Raw genomic sequence first — 19,661 nt, forward strand, 5'->3', positions numbered from 1 at the left:
ATCTCCTTCTCTGTTACCTTATAGAGATTCTAGTGTATTACTTATAATCCTAATGAAATGTATTTGATTTCTAAATATTCCTCGATGCCGAAATGACCGCCTTCACGCCCGATACCACTTTCTTTAAATCCACCGAACGGTGCTTGTGCAACTGACGGAAGACCATCATTTAAACCGATAATACCGTACTCTAGCGCTTCACTAATTTGGAACGCTTGGCTAATATCCTTCGTAAAAATATACGCAGCTAAACCGTATGGTGTATTGTTTGCACGTTCAATTACTTCTTCAACTGTTTTAAATTTCGCAACTGGTGCAACTGGTCCAAATGTTTCTTCAGTCATACAAAGCATTGTATCATTTGCCAATCCAATTACAGTCGGCTGAATGAAATGTCCATCTAGCTCTGTAACCTGTTGGCCTCCATATAAGAGTTCTCCACCTTTTTGAACTGCATCTTCAATATGTTCTTGTACTTTTGAAACTGCATTCTCATCAATAAGTGGTCCTACAGTAGTTCCCGCACCGAATCCGTCTCCGACTTTAAGTTGCCCTACTGCCTTTTGGAACTTCTCTACAAATACTTCGTATACTTCTTCTTGAACGAATACTCGGTTTGTACATATACACGTTTGTCCTGCGTTACGGAATTTCGAACCAATAACGGCTTCTACCGCTTTATCTAAATCTGCATCATTCATTACGATAAATGGAGCGTGACCACCTAATTCTAATGAAACTTTTTTCATCGTTTGCGCAGCGCTAGCCATTAGCTCTTTCCCAATTTCCGTTGATCCTGTAAAGGACACTTTTCGAACGCGCTCATCTTCCATCCACGTATCAGCAATTGCTTTTGCACTACCTGTTACAATGTTTATTACACCTTTTGGAATTTCCGCTTCGTGTGCTAATTCAGCTAACTTCAATGCAGTTAACGGTGTTTGACTTGCAGGCTTTACAACTGCTGTACAACCTGCTGCAAGCGCTGGAGCTACCTTTCTCGTAATCATAGCCGCTGGGAAGTTCCACGGTGTAATAGCTGCCATAACCCCAACTGGTTGCTTCATAACTAAAATACGTTTGTTCGGATGAGAAGCAGGAATCATTTCACCGTATACGCGCTTCCCTTCTTCTGCATACCATTCAACAAAGCTATTTGCATAATTCACCTCACCAAGCGCTTCTGCAAACGGCTTTCCTTGCTCCTTCGTCATAATCGCTGCGATTTCTTCTTTATTTTCATCAATAAGTGTGAACCACTTTTTTAATTTCGTTGCACGATCAGCGGCTGTTAATTTTGACCATGTTTTAAAAGCCTCATGCGCCGCATCAACAGCTTGCTTTGCCTCTGTTATCCCGCCCTTTGGTACAGTTGCAAATATTTCTTTCGTTGCTGGATTGTTTACTTCAATTTGCTCTTGCAGTGTAATCCACTCACCATTTATATACATCGCTTTTTTCTCTACATTTACAAACGTCGCTTTTTTATCCAATGTTTTCTTCCTCCTCTATGAACTTCTTAATCTTCCTAGTAGCAGCAGATTGACTTATTTTTAGAAACTCTGCTACTTTATAGCTTGATCCACATGTTTTATACGCTTTTAAAATAATATTTCGTTCCACTTCTTCCAACATTTTATAGAGACTTTGACCTGACTGTTCAACTGTTGATTCCTGCATTGCTATTGGTAAATCCTCTATCGTAACGACATCGTCAGCAGTAATAACAATTCTTTCAATTACATTCTCTATTTCTCTATTGTTTCCTTCCCACGGGTATCCAACAAACATTTGTAACGTACTAGGTGCTAACTTTACATCACGTCCGTACTTTTTATTAAAGTGCTGTAAATAATGATAAACGAGTGGTAAAATGTCTTCTGTTCTTTCCCGAAGTGGTGGAATTGAAATCGGAATGACATTCAGACGATAATATAAATCTTTCCGAAATGTTCCTCGTTTCACCATCTCACTTAAATCTCTATTTGTTGCCGCTACAATTCGAACGTCCACCTTTTTTAATTCTCTTCCGCCTATAGGACGAAATGTTTTTTCTTGCAATACTTGCAGAAGCTTCGCTTGAATTTCAAGCGGCATTTCACCAATTTCATCTAAAAATAGAGTCCCTTTATGTGCTGACTCTAATAATCCCTTTTTCCCTTCACGATTTGCACCTGTAAAAGACCCACCTGAATATCCAAAAAGCTCCGATTCAATTAAATTTGTTGGCAAAGCCGCACAATTAATTTCATAGAAACTTTCATTCTTCCGGTGACTTACTTCATGTAGATGACGTACTAAGCGGCTTTTTCCCACGCCTGTCTCACCTAAAACGAGAACAGTACTATCTACCACAGATACTTTTTTAATCGTTTCTATTATTTTTTGCATAGCAATGCTTTTAAAAATAAGTCCTTCATGTTCATATGTTTCTCTTAATTCTTTTTTGTATGTTTTTAACTGATTATCCATTTCCTCTACCTTTTGTCGTAATTGATAGAGTTCAGTAAGATCTCGAGAATAACTAATCACTCTTCTTAAATTTCCCTCATCATCAAAAACTGGCCTCGTCCGAACATGTAAATACTCTCCCGATTTCGTCGTTTGAACGAGTTCAATCGGTCTCTTTTTTTCAATTACTTCTAATGTTGCGGATGGATAAAAGATCCCATCCTTTTGTAGTTCCTTTACATGTTTACCTACTAACTCTTCAGCAGCTAGTTGATAGTGCCTTTCGCATGTACTATTTACACGTACAACGATTCCCTGCTCATCTGTAACAAAAATTTCGTCAAACGCATATTCAAATACATCTTTTAAATCCATTAACACTCGTTCCTTTTCTGCAACCATCCTAGCCACCCCTAACTTCAAATCCATCGATTCACTTCACTAACTTTATTATAAAGTGAATTTTCTGCATTTTATATAGAGTCAGCTAGAATGTTTGCGATTTATCATTCAGTTTTTATACACGGGCGATATTTGCTTGCTCATAACAAGCTTGTAATGATTCTTCAATAATCGTTAAACCTTCCTTAAGTTGCTCATCTGTAATAACCAATGGCATTAATACACGGACAACATTTCCATATGTCCCCGCAGATAATAAAAGTAATCCTCGTTTATTTGCTTCCGCACACAAATTAGCTGTTAATATTTTGTCAGGCACTTTCGTCTTACGATCTTGAACGATCTCAAATGCACACATTGCCCCTAATCCGCGCACATCACCGATGCAATTATATTTATTTTTCATCTCTTGGAATCGGTCCATTACGACTTTTCCTAATTCTATCGCTCTATCATTTAATTTTTCTTTTTCTATTACATCCAGAACCGCTAATGCAGCCGCACATCCTAATGGACTTCCTGCATACGTTCCACCAAGCTCTCCAGGTGCAGACTCATTCATAATTTCTTTACGTCCAATAACACCGCTTATCGGTACACCAGCTCCTAATGACTTAGACACTGTAATTAAATCTGGAACGACATCATAATGATCAATTGCAAAGTATTTTCCTGTACGGCTAAATCCAGTTTGAATTTCATCCGCTACAAATAAGATGCCATGTTCTGAACAAATATTGCGTACTTCTTGAACAAATTTCTTACTTGGGACGATAAATCCGCCTTCCCCTTGAACCGGCTCCATAACAACAGCTGCAATTGTTTCTGGTGCTACTTCTGATATAAAGAAGTTCTTAAACTCTTCAATGATAAAATCATCGTACTGCTCTTCCGTTAACCCCTCTGGACGACGGTATTCATATGGGAATGGCGCTTTATATACTTCTGGAGCAAATGGACCGAATCCAAATTTATATGGCTTTACTTTACTTGTCATCGTCATTGTCATCAATGTACGCCCGTGGAAACCTTTAGAAAACGCAATAATACCTGATCTTTTCGTATATTTACGGGCGATTTTCACTGCATTCTCTACCGCTTCAGCACCACTGTTTAAAAATAGTACTTGTTTATCAAAACTTCCTGGCGCTAATGCAGCAAGCTTTTCCGCTAATTCAATATATGGCTCATACATCATGACATTAAATCCCGTATGAATGTATTGATCTACTTGTTTATGAAGTGCTTCTTTAACAGCCGGATGACAATGCCCTACATTAATTGTCCCTATTGCCCCAGCAAAATCAATATACTGATTACCATCAACATCTGTTACAAGAGCTCCATTTGCAGATTGTACAAACGTTGATATGCCGTTACTTACTCCTTTTGGTACTATATTTTGGCGGCGCTCTAATAAAGTTGCTGCTTTTGGTCCTGGAATTTGTTCATTTACTTTAGCAAATTTTTTTGTGTTCATTGCGTACCCCATCCTTTTCTTTACATTGTTTTCTCTTTTTATTGCAAAATACATGCCAACTTTCCGTTCTAGTATTCATCCTATACTCTTTGTATCCAGGCATAAAAAATAAGTCTATAAAGACTCATCAAGAGTCTTTATAGACTTATTTCCCTTGCATACTAGACTTTCCTTGTTCCCAAATAAACTCACCTGAATGAGAAATAAACTCACCAACAGATTCTACGACTAAGTCCGCAAGTGGTTCTAAAGTTTTACGGTCCCCCGTACCAGATAGTACTCCAATAGCATAACAATCACCACCGTTTTTAGCTAAATATAGATCGGTTGGCGTATCTCCAACGACTGCCACCTCACATGCCTCTAAATGAAACCTTTCACAAAAGGATTCTATAATTCTTTTATCAGGTTTCTGTGCCGGAAACGTATCAGAAGCTACAATATAATCAAAAAAGGATTCTAATTGATATTGTTTTAAAAATAATTCTGTCGGCGCAAAATCATCAGCTGTAACAACACCTAAAATAAATCCTTTATCTTTTAAACTTTGTAAAATTCTTGGTAGATCTGCCGTCATTTTCATATAGGAACGATGCTCGTACATAAGCGAAAATAATTTTTCACTTACCCATTCATGCATCTCCTCTTCCTTAGATGACTTAATATACTTACAAAGCCCCTTTGCTACATCGAGGCTTGTTCCAGCCGCTAGTGCGCTACTTGGATGAACAAATACCCCATCCACACCAATCTCTTTTAATAAAGCTTGCTGCATTGACTCTGGTAATTGATATAAATTTATACATTCCGCTACAAGCTCTTCCGCTACTTTTATCCAAATTGAGTGAAAATCCATTAATGTCCCATCTTTATCAAATAGTATTGCTTTTACCTTCTCCATAGCACCCTACCTCTCATTTCTTATCCTCTTCAGTGTATCAATAAAATATGGATATAAAATAAACGAATTGTAAAAATACCATAAAAATCAAACTAACTTCCAATTTACAATTCTAATAAAAAAAGATGCCCTTACAGGGCATCCTCTTGATGTTCAGGAACAAATAATTCCAGACAATGATATATGTTTTCGAATTCCATCGGGGCATCCCCACCGTACTCACCATCTAAATTAATCATTAGTTTATCTGGTGAATGCACTTTAATTCGATTTGCTTGTGTGTATAGTACTTTCGGATTGTTAATATGTTCCCCACGCTGCGCTTGTGTTGCTGCTTTAATTAAATCAGCGATAGAACCTTTTTTCAGCACTAATAAGTCAAATAATCCATCGTTAATCGATGCATACGGTGCTACTTTTTCAAATCCACCAACTGAACGAGTATTTGTAATTAAAAACATCGTAATTTCTTCTTGTAATAACTTCCCATCATACTCGATTTCAACATATGTTGGATGTAATGATGGTAACATTTCTATTCCTTTTAAATAGTAAGCAAGTTGGCCTAATACTGTCTTTAGCTTGCTTGGTACTTCATATGTTAATTCTGTAATACGGCCGCCACCAGCAATATTAATGAAATATGTATCATTCGCTCTACCAAGATCTAAAGGAACTGTTTTCCCTTCACAAATAATATCGGCTGCCTCTTCTATAGCGCGGGGTACACCGATCGCACGTGCAAAGTCATTTGTCGTTCCAACTGGAATAATTCCAAACTTCGGACGATGCTCATGTCCTACTAAACCATTTACCACTTCGTTTAACGTACCGTCACCACCAGCGGCGATAACAACATCAAACTTACGATCCGCAGCTTGTCTCGCCGCTACAGTTGCATCTCCAGGACCAGTTGTCGCATGACAAGACGCTTCATATCCAGCTTGTTCTAATTTTTGTAATACTTCTGGTAAGCTCTTCTTAAATAGCTCACGCCCAGAAGTAGGGTTATAAATAATCCTTGCTCGTTTCATCATTTATTAGCACAGGAAATTCCTTATTCATTGAAAAAAAGAATACACCGAATTCTTATTCAGTATCCCTATGCCTACCTCCTCTCATCTTCCTATCCTTCTTTTATCCCGCTCAAACAGGCAGTAAGAACCCGATTGGTGAAGGCTAATAATCAACGGGGGATGAACACCCCCACTACTGATTAAAGTTTCACTTTATGTCTATCCATTCTTCCATAAAAATTTACATATAACGAATAATAATTATCTATTATTTCATGAGATGAAAAAAAACCTCTATGTCTAGATTTATCATTATTCCCACCTTTTTGCAACTATCATACCATAGTTGCTATACAAACATTTTTTCACTTTTGACAGTTAATCAAACGTTTATTTAAATTATTTTTCACCATTTAAACAAACGTTTGATTAACTCAGAAAAAACACCCAAATAAGGGTGTTTTTTCTGTTTAATCTTTAAGAATCTATACTATTTTAGCGTTCAAAAATAAGAATCTATGCTATTTTATCGCTTATTAATCTCTTCAAGTAAGATTTTGTTAACAAGCGGTGGGTTTGCTTGTCCTTTTGTCGCTTTCATAATTTGACCAACTAAGAAGCCAATTGCACGGTCTTTACCGTTTTTGAAGTCTTCAATAGATTGTTCATTATTATCAAGGATTTCTGTTACGACTTTACGAAGTGTACCTTCGTCAGAAATTTGAACAAGACCTTTCGCTTTAACGATTTCTTCTGGATCTCCACCTTTTTCAATTAACTCGTTAAATACTTTCTTCGCGATTTTAGAAGAAATTGTACCTTTTTCAATTAATTGAACCATTTTAGATAAACCAGCAGGCGTTAATGCAACATCTTTTAATTCTTTTTGTTGTTTGTTTAAGTATGCAAGTACTTCACCCATTAACCAGTTTGATGTTAATTTCGCATCTGCTCCATCTGCAATTGTTGCTTCAAAGAAATCAGACATCTCTTTCGTTAATGTTAATACGTGTGCATCATAAGCTGGTAATCCAATTTCAGCAACGTAGCGAGCTTTACGTGCATCTGGAAGTTCTGGAATAGAAGCACGCACTTCTTCTTTCCACGCATCATCGATATAAAGTTCAACTAAATCTGGCTCTGGGAAGTAACGGTAATCGTCAGATCCTTCTTTTATACGCATTAAGATTGTTTTCTTCGTTGCTTCATCATAACGACGTGTTTCTTGTTGGATGATACCACCAGATAACAATTCTTTTTCTTGACGCACTTGTTCGTGCTCAAGACCTTTTTGTACGTAAGTGAATGAGTTTAAGTTTTTCAGTTCTGCTTTTGTACCGAATTTCTCTTGTCCAACTGGACGAAGGGAAATATTCGCATCACAACGTAGAGAACCTTCTTCCATCTTACAATCAGATACGCCAGTGTATTGAATGATTGATTTCAACTTCTCTAAGTATGCGTATGCTTCTTCTGGCGTACGCATATCTGGCTCAGACACGATTTCGATTAAAGGCATACCTTGACGGTTATAGTCTACTAATGACCCGTCAGCTGTATGCGTTGATTTACCAGCATCTTCTTCTAAATGAAGACGTGTAATACCGATACGTTTCTTTTTGCCATCTACTTCGATTTCAATCCAACCATTTTCTCCAATTGGCTTATCAAACTGAGAGATTTGGTAAGCTTTCGGATTATCTGGATAGAAATAGTTTTTACGGTCGAACTTCGTTTCCGTTGCGATTTCACAGTTTAATGCCATTGCAGCTTTCATCGCAAAGTTAACTGCTTCTTTATTTAAAGTTGGAAGTACCCCTGGGTATCCTAAGTCAATTACACTCGTTTGTGTATTTGGCTCTGCTCCGAATTCTGTTGGACTCGCAGAGAAAATTTTCGAATTTGTTTTTAACTCAACGTGAACCTCTAAACCAATAATTGTTTCTAAATTCATCTATGCTCGCCTCCTTACAGACTTGCTTTTTTTGTATGATAGTCTGTTGCTTGCTCAAACGCATGTGCAACGCGGTAAATTGTCGCTTCATCGAAGTGTTTACCAATGATTTGTAATCCAAGTGGCATACTATTAGCACCGAATCCACATGGAACAGAAATCGCTGGAACACCTGCTAAGTTTACTGGGATTGTTAAAATGTCGTTTGCATACATTGTCATTGGATCATCCACTTTTTCGCCCACTTTAAATGCTGGAGTTGGCGTTGTTGGTCCAATAATAACATCGTAGTTAGCAAATACATTTTCAAAGTCGTTTTTAATTAATGTACGTACTTGTTGTGCTTTTTTGTAATATGCATCATAGTAACCAGAGCTAAGTGCAAATGTACCAAGCATAATACGGCGTTTTACTTCGTCACCGAAACCTTCGCTACGTGTGTTTTTGTAAAGATCTAATAAGTTATTTACATTATCAGAACGAACACCGTAACGTACGCCATCAAAGCGTGAAAGGTTAGCAGATGCTTCAGAAGAAGATAATAAGTAATACGTTGCTAGAGCGTATTTAGAGTGTGGAAGAGATACTTCCTCCCAAGTTGCGCCCATACCTTCTAATACTTTTAAAGCAGCTAGTACTGACTCACGAGCTTCTTCGCCAACACCTTCGCCTAAGTATTCTTTCGGTACAGCAATGCGTAAACCTTTAACATCGCCTGTTAAACCAGCTAAGTAGTTTCCAACTTCAACATTTGCAGAAGTTGCATCCATGCGGTCAATACCTGAAATAGCTTGTAATAAGTATGCATTGTCTTCTACTGTACGTGTAATCGGTCCGATTTGGTCAAGTGAAGATGCGAATGCTACTAATCCGTAACGAGATACGCGTCCGTAAGTTGGTTTTAAACCTACAACACCGCAATATGCAGCTGGCTGACGAATAGAACCACCCGTATCAGAACCTAGAGAGAATAATACTTCTCCTGCTGCTACAGCTGCTGCAGAACCACCACTAGATCCGCCTGGAACGTAATCTAAGTTCCATGGATTTTTTGTAGCGTAGAAACCTGAGTTTTCATTTGAAGAACCCATTGCGAACTCGTCCATATTTAATTTACCGATTGTAACTGTGTCAGCAGCTTTTAACTTTTGCACAACTGTCGCATCGTAAATTGGATCAAAGTTTGCTAACATTTTGCTCGCACAAGTAGTACGAAGACCGTTAGTTACAATGTTATCTTTTACACCGATTGGCATACCGAATAACAAACCATTATCTTCAGCGCCGATCTTAGCATCTAATTCTTTCGCTTTCGCGCGTGCATTCTCTTCATCTAATGTAAGAAAAGCTTTTACGTTATCTTCAACATCCGCAATACGTTTGTAAGATTCTTCTACTAAATCCGTAACGGAAATTTCTTTGTTGTTTAACTTCTTATGTAACTCTGATACAGAATGATCAAATAATGACATCGAAATTCCCCTCCTCTATTCTAATACTGCTGGAACACGGATTTGATTATCTTTGTGATCCGGTGCATTTTTTAATACTTCTTCTACTGGTAAACCTTTTTCTGGCACATCTTCACGCATAACATTTTTCATAGTTAATACATGAGTTGTTGGTTTTACATCTGTTGTATCTAATTCATTTAACTGTTCTGCAAATGTAACAATTGCATCTAGTTGTTTTTGAAATTTTTCTGCTTCTTGATCAGTAATTGCAAGACGTGCTAAATGTGCTACGTGCTTTACATTCTCAACGGAAATTCTTGACACGGCTAGGCCACCTCCATAATATATCGTTCAATCTACAATACTATTGATGATACCAAATTTTCAGTACTTCAAGCAAGTCAACACATGGCACTTACGGCATTTTTACATAAAAAAAGAAAGGCAAACGCCTTTCTTTACAATTTACTCTTTATCTAACGGTTTATTTTTTGGAAATCTCTCGTTATCTTCTTCATTATCACGAATTGTTTTTTGTAATACAAAACAAGACATCGTTAAAAATAACGTTCCAATTAAATAGTACCCTTTTACACTAAGCGTTTCATCTAACGTGTAAATCCCAATTAGCATCCCTGAAAGCGCACAAACAAATGAAGTCCATGCTAAAAACGTGAACGCTTGCGTATTTCTTCTTCTCATCATTATCCCCCTTGTTAGATGCACATCCATTATAGATAAATATATTTACCGTTATGGATTTTTATGTAAAATTATTTTTCTATTTATTAATCTATCATAAAAAAATGCCATTTTAAAGATTGTTTTCTTTCTAATCTGAAAAATTAATTAAAATTATTGACATTTATTTCTATTCTGCATAAAATAAAAATAAATATTACGAACCTCGAAATATACGGGAGTGGAATTAATTGTTGCAATATGAACATTTTTTAGACTTACTGCTAGATAACGCCAAGAAACTTTTCTATCCTGAAGAATGGGTAAGCCTTGATTTAACACTTTCAAAGACAGAAGTATTTTGTTTACTTTGGATGGAGCGAAATACAGATATTACAATGACAAAAATTGCTGACCTTCTTGATATACCGATGAGTACAACGACAGGTGTTGTAAATCGCCTTGTAAAAAAGGGGTATATTGAACGGTACCGTGATGAAAACGATCGACGTATTGTATTAATTCGTTTAACAGAAAACGGCGTAATGCTCGTTCAAGAAGTAAAACAAAATGCAGCCCATTACTTTAGCTTAGTGACAGAAGCATTGTCAGAAGAAGAAAAAGCATTCTTACTACAAATCTTCCAAAAGATTATGAATCACGTTGCTACGACACAGCAAAAAACAGAAGAAAAGGTTTCTACACCTAGAATGAAAAACATTCCGATTGAATAAAGTGAAACTTTAATCAATCGGGCATTTACGGGCAGTTGACCTCCCACCTAATTTCTTTGCTCCAGCCGAATTTTTGGACGGAAGTCTTACTGCCCGTTAATGCGGGATAAAGCCCTAACTGGGTTTTTATTCAATTAAATACTTCGATGTTCATAATATTCGATAACCGAAATAAAGGGGATAGAATGATGAGAATTATTTTGTATACAGGTAAAGGCGGCGTAGGAAAAACTAGCATTTCAGCAGCAACAGCACTTCAAAGCGCAAAACAAGGATTAAAAACATTAGTAATGAGTACAGATCCTGCTCATAGTTTAGGAGATTCATTTGGTATAAAGCTATCTTCTGAGCCATTAGAAATTCGCGAAAACTTGTGGGCACAAGAGATTAATACGATTTATGAAATGGAAAAAGGCTGGGGAAAGTTACAGAAATACATTACCTTGTTATTCACTTCCAAAGCAGCTGATGATATTACAACAGAAGAATTAACGATGTTTCCTGGTATGGAAGATTTAATTAGCTTACTTCGCGTGCTCGATTATTATAAAAAAAACACATACGACGTTATCATCATTGATTGCGCTCCAACAGGAGAAACATTAGCAATGCTTAGTTTTCCAGACATGCTCGGCTGGTGGATGGAAAAATTATTTCCTATTAAAAGAAAAGTTTTAAAAGTCGTTCGTCCTGTAGCTCAACCACTTCTTGGTGTCCCCCTTCCAACCGATGATATTATGGACGAATTAACAAATACACTTGAACAGCTTGGAGAAATGAGAGATATTTTATCGAACCGAGAAATAACAAGTATCCGCATCATTGTAAATCCCGAAAAAATGGTCATTAAAGAAGCTCAGCGTAGTTTTACTTATTTAAATTTATACGATTATAACGTAGATGCCATCATGATTAACCGTGTCATCCCTAACACTGTCACCGATCCTTATTTTCAAGCATGGAAAGATACGCAAAAGAAATATAAAACATTAATTCAAGATAGTTTTCAGCCGCTTCCTATTTACGAAGCTCCCATGTTTGAACAAGAAGTTGTTGGTTTACCTATGTTAGAGCGTGTAGGCAATGCTTTATTTAAATCCGATCCCTCTCCTACTGAAGTGAAATTCAATGGTCGCACACAATATGTGAAAAAAGATGGCGATGAATATATTTTCGTTCTGTCCATCCCCTTCTCAAACAAAAGTGAACTTTCATTAAATCAAAAAGGTGATGAGCTTATTATTCGAGCCGGCTCTGTTAAACGTAACATCACATTACCAAAAACATTAACACACCTTTCTATTCAAGGAGCCAAGTTTGAAGAGGATGTACTAAACATTCGATTTGGAGGTGTGGTGCATGCATGAGGAATTACTACGAAAAGTAATTCGGACAAAAGTAAGAGTCGGTATGCGTATATTAGAAGAGCTACCTACTCCAATCCAGCAATCAGCTAAGCAAATGCTAAGTATTTTGCAAGAGGAGCTAGCTGCTTATCCGAAAGAACGAGAGCATCATGAAGATAATTTAAAAAGTATCATAATTGAATAATCATCTCTGTATAGAGGGCCTTTTTAGGCTTTCTATACTTTATTGGAGTGATATAAGTTGCTAAAAAAACATTCCACTATTACGCTTTGGATCATTCCTTTATTATTTTTCATTCATAACCTTGAAGAAGCTTTCCAAATGCCACAATATCTTGCTAATCAATTTTCAATTCATCTTATAACTAGCCAACAATTTTTCATTGCCATTTCCATATTAACAATCTTCGTCGTACTTATCGTCTTTCTATATCAACTAAACTTCTTGTCTTCTATACACTGGATTATTTTTATACAAGGAGCCATTTTCTTTAACGCTGTGCAACATATTATTTTGTTTTTGATTTATCGCTCCTATAATCCTGGCGTAATATCCTCAGTTTTCATTGTTATCTTTTCTATTTTCTTTTTTTCATCCAAAAAACAATTAATTCATAAAAAGCAATTCGTAATTACACTCATTTTCAGCTTACTTTCTTATCCCATTATAATTTGGATTACCTTACTATTCGCTAACTGCTTTCAGTAATAAAAAAAGACCAGGAAAACTCCCGGTCCATCACTCTACTTAACAAACATTGGATTCTACGTTATACAAAATTGGAAGGTACAAAATTAGGGTTTTGTTTGTTAAGTAGATTATATGTTGAACGAACTAACAGCGGAGGGGTTCCTTCTGTTAGTTCATTAAACCCAATGATTATTTTACGATTTTTTCAAGCTCCTCAAGTGAAAGATCTACTGAAATTGAACCATCCTTTGTTTCTTTCTTAACTGCATCTGTTACTTCTTTTGAATGATATAATTCAATTACTTTTTTCAGTGTTGGATCGTCTTTATCTTTCGTACGAGCTGCGAAAATATTAATATAAGGCTTCGCATTTTCATTCTTTGGATCTTCTAAGAAAATAGGATCCTTCGCTGGATCTAATCCAGCTTGACCAGCCACACCGTTATTAATAACTGAAGCTGCTACATCTTTTAATACACGAGGTGTTTGCTGTGCAATAACCGGTGTAATTTTTAACTTCTTCGGATTTTCAGCGATACCACTTGGATCCCCAAATAGACCAAAATCTTTTTTAAGTTTCAATAACCCCGCTGCATCAAGAAGTTTTAATGCACGTGCTTGGTTCGTTGGATCATTTGGAATAGCAATTTCTGAACCATCTGGGATTTCATTTGCTTTCTTATATTTTTCAGAGAATAAGCCCATTGGTGCAATTTGTGTTGTACCGACAGCTGTAATATCTAACTTATGCTCCTTTTTAAATTGCTCTAAGAAAGCAATATGCTGGAATGAGTTTAATTCAATATCTCCATCAGCTAACGCTTTATTTGGCGTTGTATAATCAGAGAACTCAACCAGTTTAATTTTAATCCCTTCTTTTTCAGCTTTTTTCTTCAAAATTTCCCAAACATCTCCATCCGTTCCAGTTACACCGACGCGAACTACTTTCTCTTTTGCTCCTGCACCTGTGTCTCCACCCGAGCAGCCGCTTAGTGCTGAAATTCCTACAATCGCTGATAATGCAAATGCTAAAATTTTCTTCATTTTCTTTTCCCCTCTTCCTTTTTATGATCTGCGTAAAAACACTTTCGCAAAGTAGTTTCCTAAATTTTGAGCTATCTGTACGAGAATAATAAGTAAAACGACCGTTACGAACATAACTGATGTATCAAAACGTTGATAACCATATGTCATCGCTAAGTCACCAAGACCACCACCACCGACAAGCCCAGCAACTGCAGAAAATTCAATTAAACCAACTGTCATAAACGTAACACCTAAGATCAATGGTGCTAACGCTTCTGGCACGAGGATTTCAAAAACAATTCTAAGTGGTGAAGCGCCCATCGCTTGTGCAGCTTCAATTACTCCTTTCGGAACTGAGACAAGATTTGTTTCAACCATTCTAGCAATACCAATAGATGCCACTAACGTCATTGGGAAGATTGCTGCCGCTGTTCCAATCGTCGTTCCGATCACGCTTCTTGTTAGTGGGCTTAAAGCTACTAAAAAGATAATGAATGGAACTGGACGAATTGTATTAATGATGACGTTAAGAATAGAAAAAACCCATTTATTTTCTAAAAAATTACCTTTTCTCGTCACATATAAAAGTAAACCTAGAGGTATACCAAGAATTGTAGCGAATATAAGGGTTACAATTACCATTAAGAGAGTGTCCCCCGTCGCATCTAATATGCGAGGCCAAAATATACTCCAATCAACTCGCATGAGCTTCTACCTCCTTCAGCTTCACTTGCAGTCTTAAATGTTGTAATGCTTTTTGAATTTCCTTCTGTTCACCTTGCAATTCTACAAGAAGATTTCCAAATAGCACATTTTGAAGTTCAATAATATTTCCGTACAGTACATTTACATCGACGTTATAGTTTTTTGCGATATATGATAGTACCGGCTGTCCAGTCTCCTCACCAGTAAAAGTTAAGCGATAGATCTGACCACCATTTTGAATTTTCGCTAGAACACTTTCTGGCAAGTGGTCATTAATAACAGAACGTACAAAGTTTTGAGTTGTCTTTGTTTTTGGTTGTGTGAAAACATCAAACAGTTTTCCTTCTTCAATAACTTTTCCCTTCTCCATTACAGCTACACGGTGACAAATTTCTTTCACAACATGCATTTCATGTGTAATAAGAAGAATTGTTAAATTATATTCACGATTGACTTTCTTTAATAAGTTTAAAATCTCTGTCGTTGTTTCTGGATCTAAGGCTGATGTTGCCTCATCACATATAAGTATATCTGGTGATGTTGCAAGTGCCCTAGCAATCCCAACACGTTGCTTTTGTCCGCCTGATAACTGCTCCGGATAATAGTTTGCTTTATCTTCTAGCCCTACAAACTTCAGCAGTTCATTGACTCTTTCTTTTATTTCATTCTTTGGTACTTTCGCTAACTTTAATGGATAAGCAATATTCCCAAACACTGTTCTTGAATTAAATAAATTAAAACTTTGAAAAATCATCCCAATTCTTTGTCTAAGTTTCCGTAATTCTTTCGTTGATAATGATGTAATATCTTTATCATTTATTGAGATCGTTCCTGCAGTCGGTCTCTCTAACATGTTTACTAGGCGTAATAACGTACTCTTTCCAGCACCACTAAATCCGATAATGCCAAAAATTTCGCCCTTCTCAACTGATAATGTTACATCCTCCACAGCATGAACAGATTGCCCACCTGATTCATATACTTTACTTACGTTATTAAAAAAAATCATTTTCTTCCCTCCTATATGCTGTAAAAACTAGAAGTAGAGCTTGCGAGGTAAAATAAAAAGTGCTCTCCTTCTTATCAGTAATAAAAGATAAGAAGGAGAGCACTTATATGTACTCGTTCACATCTTCTCATCTTCCAAGCCTATAAAGACTTGCTGGAGTTAGCACGGTATTAAAAAACCCGTTGCTGAGGTATCGTAGGGCCAGTCCCTCCACCTCTCTGGATAAGAATGTATCGATTTAATTGTCGTTTAATTAATTCTCATTATAGAACTCAGAATAGTGAGAGTCAATACATTTTTTTGGAAAAATATCAATTATTTCTTTATTAAAATTTTCAAATAAAAATTCATAATAAAATAGTACTCTTGAAGGTTATGTAAAATTCTTCTCCCTCATATTTTTTAAAAGGATTATTTTTTCTATGAATTGAATACTATTATTTGAATATGAAATCAGAGGAAGGTGAATATATGAAAACAGCTCTATTACTCGTTGATATCCAAAATGATTATTTTCCAAATGGAAAGATGGAATTGCGCAATCCGGTAGAAGCAAGTGAGTATGCCAGTGAGCTACTAAAACACTTTAGAATGAACGGCGAACCTATTTTTCATATCCAGCATGTAGCAATAAAAGATGATGCTACTTTTTTCCTACCTAATACAGAAGGTGTCCATATTCACGAGAATGTCCGTCCGCTTAGAGAAGAAACTGTTATACTCAAACATTATCCAAATAGCTTCCGAGAAACTAATCTTTTAGAACAATTACAACGTTTAGACATTGAACACATCGTCATATGCGGGATGATGACTCATATGTGTATTGATGCTACCGTTAGAGCTGCTTTTGATTTCGGCTTTCATTGTACCGTTATACACGATGCTTGTGCTACAAAAGATCTTTCTTTTAAGAATGCTACTATACCAGCTGTTTATATTCACAATACAATTTTGGCCAGTTTAAATGGAGTATATGCAAATGCAATGAGTACAGAGGAATTTTTGGTTACAAAAAAACACTCCATTCAGTGAGCAAAACCGAAAAGAGTGTTTCTTGTCAAACCATAGATTTTCTTTCAAATTGTATTATACAGGAAATTCTTAAAATGAATACTAAAAAATGTGACTAATAAATCAACTTTTCCCGTCACTTTATTTCTATTTACATGTTTATCCCGCTATTAATAGGGTTTAGCTCGTCCTCTTCGAATAATAGTAATATATGGGATTCTAATTTAAAAGGAGCTCTTCACATTCTGTGAAAAGCTCCTCTACTATTTCTTATAAAGTTTCAGAAGTAGTTTTTGCTTGCATGTGAAGTGCTAAGTAATCTGGGCCACCAGCTTTAGAGTCTGTACCAGACATGTTAAAGCCACCGAATGGTTGGTAACCTACGATTGCACCAGTACATCCACGGTTGAAGTATAAGTTACCTACGTGGAAGTCTTCACGTGCTTTTTCAATATGGTCGCGGTTATTAGAAACAACTGCTCCTGTTAAACCGTATTCTGTATTGTTTGCAATTGCAAGTGCATGATCGAAGTCTTTTGCTTTACAAAATGCTACTACTGGTCCGAAGATTTCTTCTTTCATTAAGCGAGCATCTTCTGCAACATCAGCAACGATTGTTGGTTGGATGAACCAGCCTTTAGAATCGTCTCCTTCGCCACCTGCTAGGATTCTACCTTCTTCTTTACCAATTGCAACATAGCTCATTACTTTATCGAATGCAGCTTGGTCATTAACAGGACCCATATTTGTACCTAATACAGCTGGGTTATCAACTGTTAATTCTTTTGTTAATTCAACAGCACGATTTAATACGTGATCATATACATCTTCGTGGATTACAGCACGAGAACATGCAGAACATTTTTGTCCTGAGAATCCGAATGCTGATGCAACGATAGATTTAGCTGCTAATTCAAGATCTGCTTCTTTATCAACAACGATTGTATCTTTACCGCCCATTTCAGCGATAACACGTTTTAACCAGATTTGACCTGGATTTACTTTCGCTGCACGCTCATAAATGCGGATACCTACATCACGAGATCCAGTGAAGCTTACGAAACGTGTACGAGGATGATCTACTAAGTAGTCACCAACTTCAGAACCATTACCTGGCACGAAGTTTACTACGCCAGCTGGTAAGCCAGCTTCTTCTAATACTTCCATGAATTTCGCAGCTACTACAGGAGTTGTACTAGCTGGTTTTAGTAATACTGTGTTACCAGAAACTAAAGCAGCTGTTGTCATACCTGCCATAATTGCGAATGGGAAGTTCCAAGGAGAAATGATAACACCTACTCCTAATGGAATGTAAGAGAAACGATTATATTCAATTGGACGGCTTTCTACTGGAATACCGTCTTTCAATTTCAACATTTGACGAGCATAATATTCCATAAAGTCGATTGCTTCCGCTGTATCAGCATCTGCCTCATTCCATGGTTTACCTGCTTCTTTTACAAGGATAGCAGAGAACTCATGTTTTCTACGACGAACAATTGCTGCAGCACGGAATAAAATGTCTGCACGCATTTCTGGTTTTGACTTTCTCCAAGTTTGGAATGTTGCATCCGCTACTTGCATTGCTTTTTCAGCTAATTCACGGCTTGCTTTTGAAACACGACCAACAAGTTCCTCTTTATTTGCAGGGTTTACAGAAACAATTTTATCTTCTGTAGTGATTTTTTCTCCCCCAATAATTAATGGATAGTCTTGTCCAAGATAAGATTCTACTTTCTTTAAACCTTCTTCAAACGCTAATTTGTTAGCCTCTACTGAAAAATCTGTAAATGGCTCATGTTTGTATGCTACTACCATTCTTTTTAGCCTCCCCTTAGAAAAACGTTTACATTTTACAACATTATTCTACACGATAATTTAGATTTATTCAAATATTCCTAGACTTATATTTTAAAAATTAATAAATTTTTAAAATATAACAAAAAAAAAGAGATTCATACATGCGTATGAATCTACAAAATATGAGTATATTCCAAAACATTTTTTCCGATCAATAATATAGTAACTAATAAAAATAAAGTCCTTACATATCCAACGCCTTTTTGAACTGCAAACTTCGATCCAAAATAAGCACCTAAAATCATTGATAATCCCATAATAATACCATATTCAAAATGAATTATATCTAAAAATAAAAAAGTAATTAAAGATACGATATTACTAACAAAGTTCAAAAGTTTTCCAGATGCCGCTGCTTGAATAAAATCCAAACCTATTAATAAAAATGCAAAAATTAAAAAGGATCCTGTCCCTGGTCCAAAAAAACCATCATAAAACCCTATCATTAAAATAACAAAGAAAAATATTAATGTTTTCCTTTTCGTCATCTTCTTATAGGTAGATACGCTTCCCCAATCCTTTTTTGCAATAATATAAATGGCAATAAACACCAACATTACAAGTACTAATGGACGTAAAATATCCGGTGGAATAAATTTTACCACTAAAGCACCTGCGACCGCTCCAATAATAGTTAACGGGATTAACTTTCCTACAATTTTAAAATCGACTTTTCCTGATCGAATAAAATAAATTGCACTCGTAAACGTCCCCATCGTTGCAGCTAATTTATTCGTTGCAATTGCCGAAGCTGGTGACAAACCGACAAACATTAGTGCAGGAAGCGAAATTAATCCTCCACCTCCAACAACTGAATCAATAAAAGCTGCTAAAAATCCGAATGCAATTAATAAAATAATGACTTGAAGACTTAGTTCGTCCATGACCTTTACCCCTTATCCCCTTATTTATAACA

General features: G+C 36.4%; 19 protein-coding genes and 1 riboswitch. Of the genes, 5 read left to right on the top strand and 14 right to left on the bottom strand.

What is annotated here, in order from left to right:
* Nucleotides 1-41: 41 nt before the first annotated feature.
* From gabD to G9F74_RS13925, 9 genes are all read right to left on the bottom strand, one after another.
* Nucleotides 42-1,493 carry an NADP-dependent succinate-semialdehyde dehydrogenase gene (gene gabD / locus G9F74_RS13885; RefSeq protein WP_016107422.1) on the bottom strand — a complete coding sequence of 484 codons (1,452 nt, stop codon included), beginning with the start codon at nt 1,491-1,493 and terminating at the stop codon, nt 42-44.
* Complete coding sequence (locus G9F74_RS13890) at nt 1,486-2,853, bottom strand: sigma-54 interaction domain-containing protein (protein ID WP_000225130.1); 1,368 nt, start codon at nt 2,851-2,853, stop codon at nt 1,486-1,488. The genes gabD and G9F74_RS13890 overlap by 8 nt, the downstream gene beginning before the upstream one ends.
* 115 nt (nt 2,854-2,968) lie before the next feature.
* On the bottom strand, nt 2,969-4,333 hold the full coding sequence (gabT, locus tag G9F74_RS13895) for a 4-aminobutyrate--2-oxoglutarate transaminase (protein WP_016107421.1): 1,365 nt from the start codon (nt 4,331-4,333) through the stop codon (nt 2,969-2,971).
* Between the two features lie 145 nt (nt 4,334-4,478).
* Nucleotides 4,479-5,234, bottom strand: a complete 756-nt coding sequence (locus tag G9F74_RS13900; protein ID WP_000416652.1) for an HAD family hydrolase — start codon at nt 5,232-5,234, stop codon at nt 4,479-4,481.
* A gap of 131 nt (nt 5,235-5,365) precedes the next feature.
* A complete protein-coding gene (locus G9F74_RS13905) occupies nt 5,366-6,271 on the bottom strand; it encodes a diacylglycerol kinase (protein ID WP_000977668.1) in 906 nt (301 codons plus the stop codon).
* A gap of 505 nt (nt 6,272-6,776) precedes the next feature.
* On the bottom strand, nt 6,777-8,204 hold the full coding sequence (gene gatB, locus G9F74_RS13910; protein ID WP_001047675.1) for an Asp-tRNA(Asn)/Glu-tRNA(Gln) amidotransferase subunit GatB: 1,428 nt from the start codon (nt 8,202-8,204) through the stop codon (nt 6,777-6,779).
* A gap of 14 nt (nt 8,205-8,218) precedes the next feature.
* Nucleotides 8,219-9,676 carry an Asp-tRNA(Asn)/Glu-tRNA(Gln) amidotransferase subunit GatA gene (gatA, locus tag G9F74_RS13915; RefSeq protein WP_000051450.1) on the bottom strand — a complete coding sequence of 486 codons (1,458 nt, stop codon included), beginning with the start codon at nt 9,674-9,676 and terminating at the stop codon, nt 8,219-8,221.
* A gap of 15 nt (nt 9,677-9,691) precedes the next feature.
* A complete protein-coding gene (gene gatC / locus G9F74_RS13920) occupies nt 9,692-9,982 on the bottom strand; it encodes an Asp-tRNA(Asn)/Glu-tRNA(Gln) amidotransferase subunit GatC (RefSeq protein WP_000086999.1) in 291 nt (96 codons plus the stop codon).
* A gap of 141 nt (nt 9,983-10,123) precedes the next feature.
* Complete coding sequence (locus tag G9F74_RS13925) at nt 10,124-10,360, bottom strand: YiaA/YiaB family inner membrane protein (protein ID WP_001254393.1); 237 nt, start codon at nt 10,358-10,360, stop codon at nt 10,124-10,126.
* A gap of 230 nt (nt 10,361-10,590) precedes the next feature.
* Here G9F74_RS13925 and G9F74_RS13930 point away from each other — a divergent pair, with 230 nt between their 5' ends.
* From G9F74_RS13930 to G9F74_RS13945, 4 genes are all read left to right on the top strand, one after another.
* A complete protein-coding gene (locus G9F74_RS13930; RefSeq protein ID WP_016107420.1) occupies nt 10,591-11,073 on the top strand; it encodes a MarR family winged helix-turn-helix transcriptional regulator in 483 nt (160 codons plus the stop codon).
* Between the two features lie 185 nt (nt 11,074-11,258).
* Nucleotides 11,259-12,440 (top strand): ArsA family ATPase, encoded by a 1,182-nt coding sequence (locus tag G9F74_RS13935; RefSeq protein ID WP_016107419.1) that lies wholly within the window; start codon nt 11,259-11,261, stop codon nt 12,438-12,440.
* Nucleotides 12,433-12,624 carry a DUF3926 domain-containing protein gene (locus G9F74_RS13940; protein WP_000544097.1) on the top strand — a complete coding sequence of 64 codons (192 nt, stop codon included), beginning with the start codon at nt 12,433-12,435 and terminating at the stop codon, nt 12,622-12,624. The genes G9F74_RS13935 and G9F74_RS13940 overlap by 8 nt, the downstream gene beginning before the upstream one ends.
* Nucleotides 12,625-12,681: 57 nt before the next feature.
* On the top strand, nt 12,682-13,149 hold the full coding sequence (locus tag G9F74_RS13945) for an HXXEE domain-containing protein (protein ID WP_016107418.1): 468 nt from the start codon (nt 12,682-12,684) through the stop codon (nt 13,147-13,149).
* 171 nt (nt 13,150-13,320) lie between these two features.
* On the opposite strand, the gene G9F74_RS13950 is transcribed toward G9F74_RS13945, so the two are convergent.
* Genes G9F74_RS13950 through G9F74_RS13960 form a run of 3 tightly spaced genes read right to left on the bottom strand, consistent with a single transcriptional unit; the run spans nt 13,321 to nt 15,871 of the window.
* Nucleotides 13,321-14,175: a MetQ/NlpA family ABC transporter substrate-binding protein gene (locus G9F74_RS13950; RefSeq protein WP_000721582.1), complete on the bottom strand. Its 855-nt coding sequence runs from the start codon at nt 14,173-14,175 to the stop codon at nt 13,321-13,323.
* A 21-nt stretch (nt 14,176-14,196) separates the two neighbouring features.
* The gene (locus G9F74_RS13955) at nt 14,197-14,862 is read right to left on the bottom strand and encodes a methionine ABC transporter permease (protein WP_016107417.1); all 666 of its coding nucleotides are present in this window, start codon (nt 14,860-14,862) and stop codon (nt 14,197-14,199) included.
* Entirely contained in the window at nt 14,852-15,871 is a 1,020-nt protein-coding gene (locus G9F74_RS13960) for a methionine ABC transporter ATP-binding protein (RefSeq protein ID WP_016107416.1), read from the bottom strand. Before G9F74_RS13960 ends, G9F74_RS13955 begins: the two co-directional genes overlap by 11 nt.
* Nucleotides 15,872-15,995: 124 nt before the next feature.
* A riboswitch (SAM riboswitch) is annotated at nt 15,996-16,100 on the bottom strand.
* Nucleotides 16,101-16,342: 242 nt separating this feature from the next.
* Here G9F74_RS13960 and G9F74_RS13965 point away from each other — a divergent pair.
* Complete coding sequence (locus G9F74_RS13965) at nt 16,343-16,906, top strand: cysteine hydrolase family protein (protein ID WP_000844919.1); 564 nt, start codon at nt 16,343-16,345, stop codon at nt 16,904-16,906.
* Nucleotides 16,907-17,155: 249 nt separating this feature from the next.
* Here the strand turns inward: G9F74_RS13965 and pruA are convergent, their stop codons facing one another.
* Nucleotides 17,156-18,703 carry an L-glutamate gamma-semialdehyde dehydrogenase gene (gene pruA / locus G9F74_RS13970; protein ID WP_000259542.1) on the bottom strand — a complete coding sequence of 516 codons (1,548 nt, stop codon included), beginning with the start codon at nt 18,701-18,703 and terminating at the stop codon, nt 17,156-17,158.
* A gap of 155 nt (nt 18,704-18,858) precedes the next feature.
* Nucleotides 18,859-19,629 carry a TSUP family transporter gene (locus tag G9F74_RS13975; RefSeq protein WP_000343983.1) on the bottom strand — a complete coding sequence of 257 codons (771 nt, stop codon included), beginning with the start codon at nt 19,627-19,629 and terminating at the stop codon, nt 18,859-18,861.
* Nucleotides 19,630-19,661 lie beyond the last annotated feature (32 nt).

The sequence above is a fragment of the Bacillus sp. EKM202B genome (genome assembly GCF_011066025.1).
Lineage (GTDB): Bacteria > Bacillota > Bacilli > Bacillales > Bacillaceae_G > Bacillus_A > Bacillus_A toyonensis.

Coding starts and splice junctions, on each gene's coding strand:
- G9F74_RS13905 (WP_000977668.1), bottom strand. CDS start 6,271: ATGATGAAACGAGCAAGGATTATTTATAACCCTACTTCTGGGCGTGAG.
- G9F74_RS13935 (WP_016107419.1), top strand. CDS start 11,259: ATGATGAGAATTATTTTGTATACAGGTAAAGGCGGCGTAGGAAAAACT.
- pruA (WP_000259542.1), bottom strand. CDS start 18,703: ATGGTAGTAGCATACAAACATGAGCCATTTACAGATTTTTCAGTAGAG.
- G9F74_RS13965 (WP_000844919.1), top strand. CDS start 16,343: ATGAAAACAGCTCTATTACTCGTTGATATCCAAAATGATTATTTTCCA.
- G9F74_RS13890 (WP_000225130.1), bottom strand. CDS start 2,853: ATGGTTGCAGAAAAGGAACGAGTGTTAATGGATTTAAAAGATGTATTT.
- gatA (WP_000051450.1), bottom strand. CDS start 9,676: ATGTCATTATTTGATCATTCTGTATCAGAGTTACATAAGAAGTTAAAC.
- gatB (WP_001047675.1), bottom strand. CDS start 8,204: ATGAATTTAGAAACAATTATTGGTTTAGAGGTTCACGTTGAGTTAAAA.
- G9F74_RS13955 (WP_016107417.1), bottom strand. CDS start 14,862: ATGCGAGTTGATTGGAGTATATTTTGGCCTCGCATATTAGATGCGACG.
- G9F74_RS13925 (WP_001254393.1), bottom strand. CDS start 10,360: ATGAGAAGAAGAAATACGCAAGCGTTCACGTTTTTAGCATGGACTTCA.
- G9F74_RS13975 (WP_000343983.1), bottom strand. CDS start 19,629: ATGGACGAACTAAGTCTTCAAGTCATTATTTTATTAATTGCATTCGGA.
- G9F74_RS13960 (WP_016107416.1), bottom strand. CDS start 15,871: ATGATTTTTTTTAATAACGTAAGTAAAGTATATGAATCAGGTGGGCAA.
- G9F74_RS13900 (WP_000416652.1), bottom strand. CDS start 5,234: ATGGAGAAGGTAAAAGCAATACTATTTGATAAAGATGGGACATTAATG.
- G9F74_RS13940 (WP_000544097.1), top strand. CDS start 12,433: ATGCATGAGGAATTACTACGAAAAGTAATTCGGACAAAAGTAAGAGTC.
- gabT (WP_016107421.1), bottom strand. CDS start 4,333: ATGAACACAAAAAAATTTGCTAAAGTAAATGAACAAATTCCAGGACCA.
- G9F74_RS13950 (WP_000721582.1), bottom strand. CDS start 14,175: ATGAAGAAAATTTTAGCATTTGCATTATCAGCGATTGTAGGAATTTCA.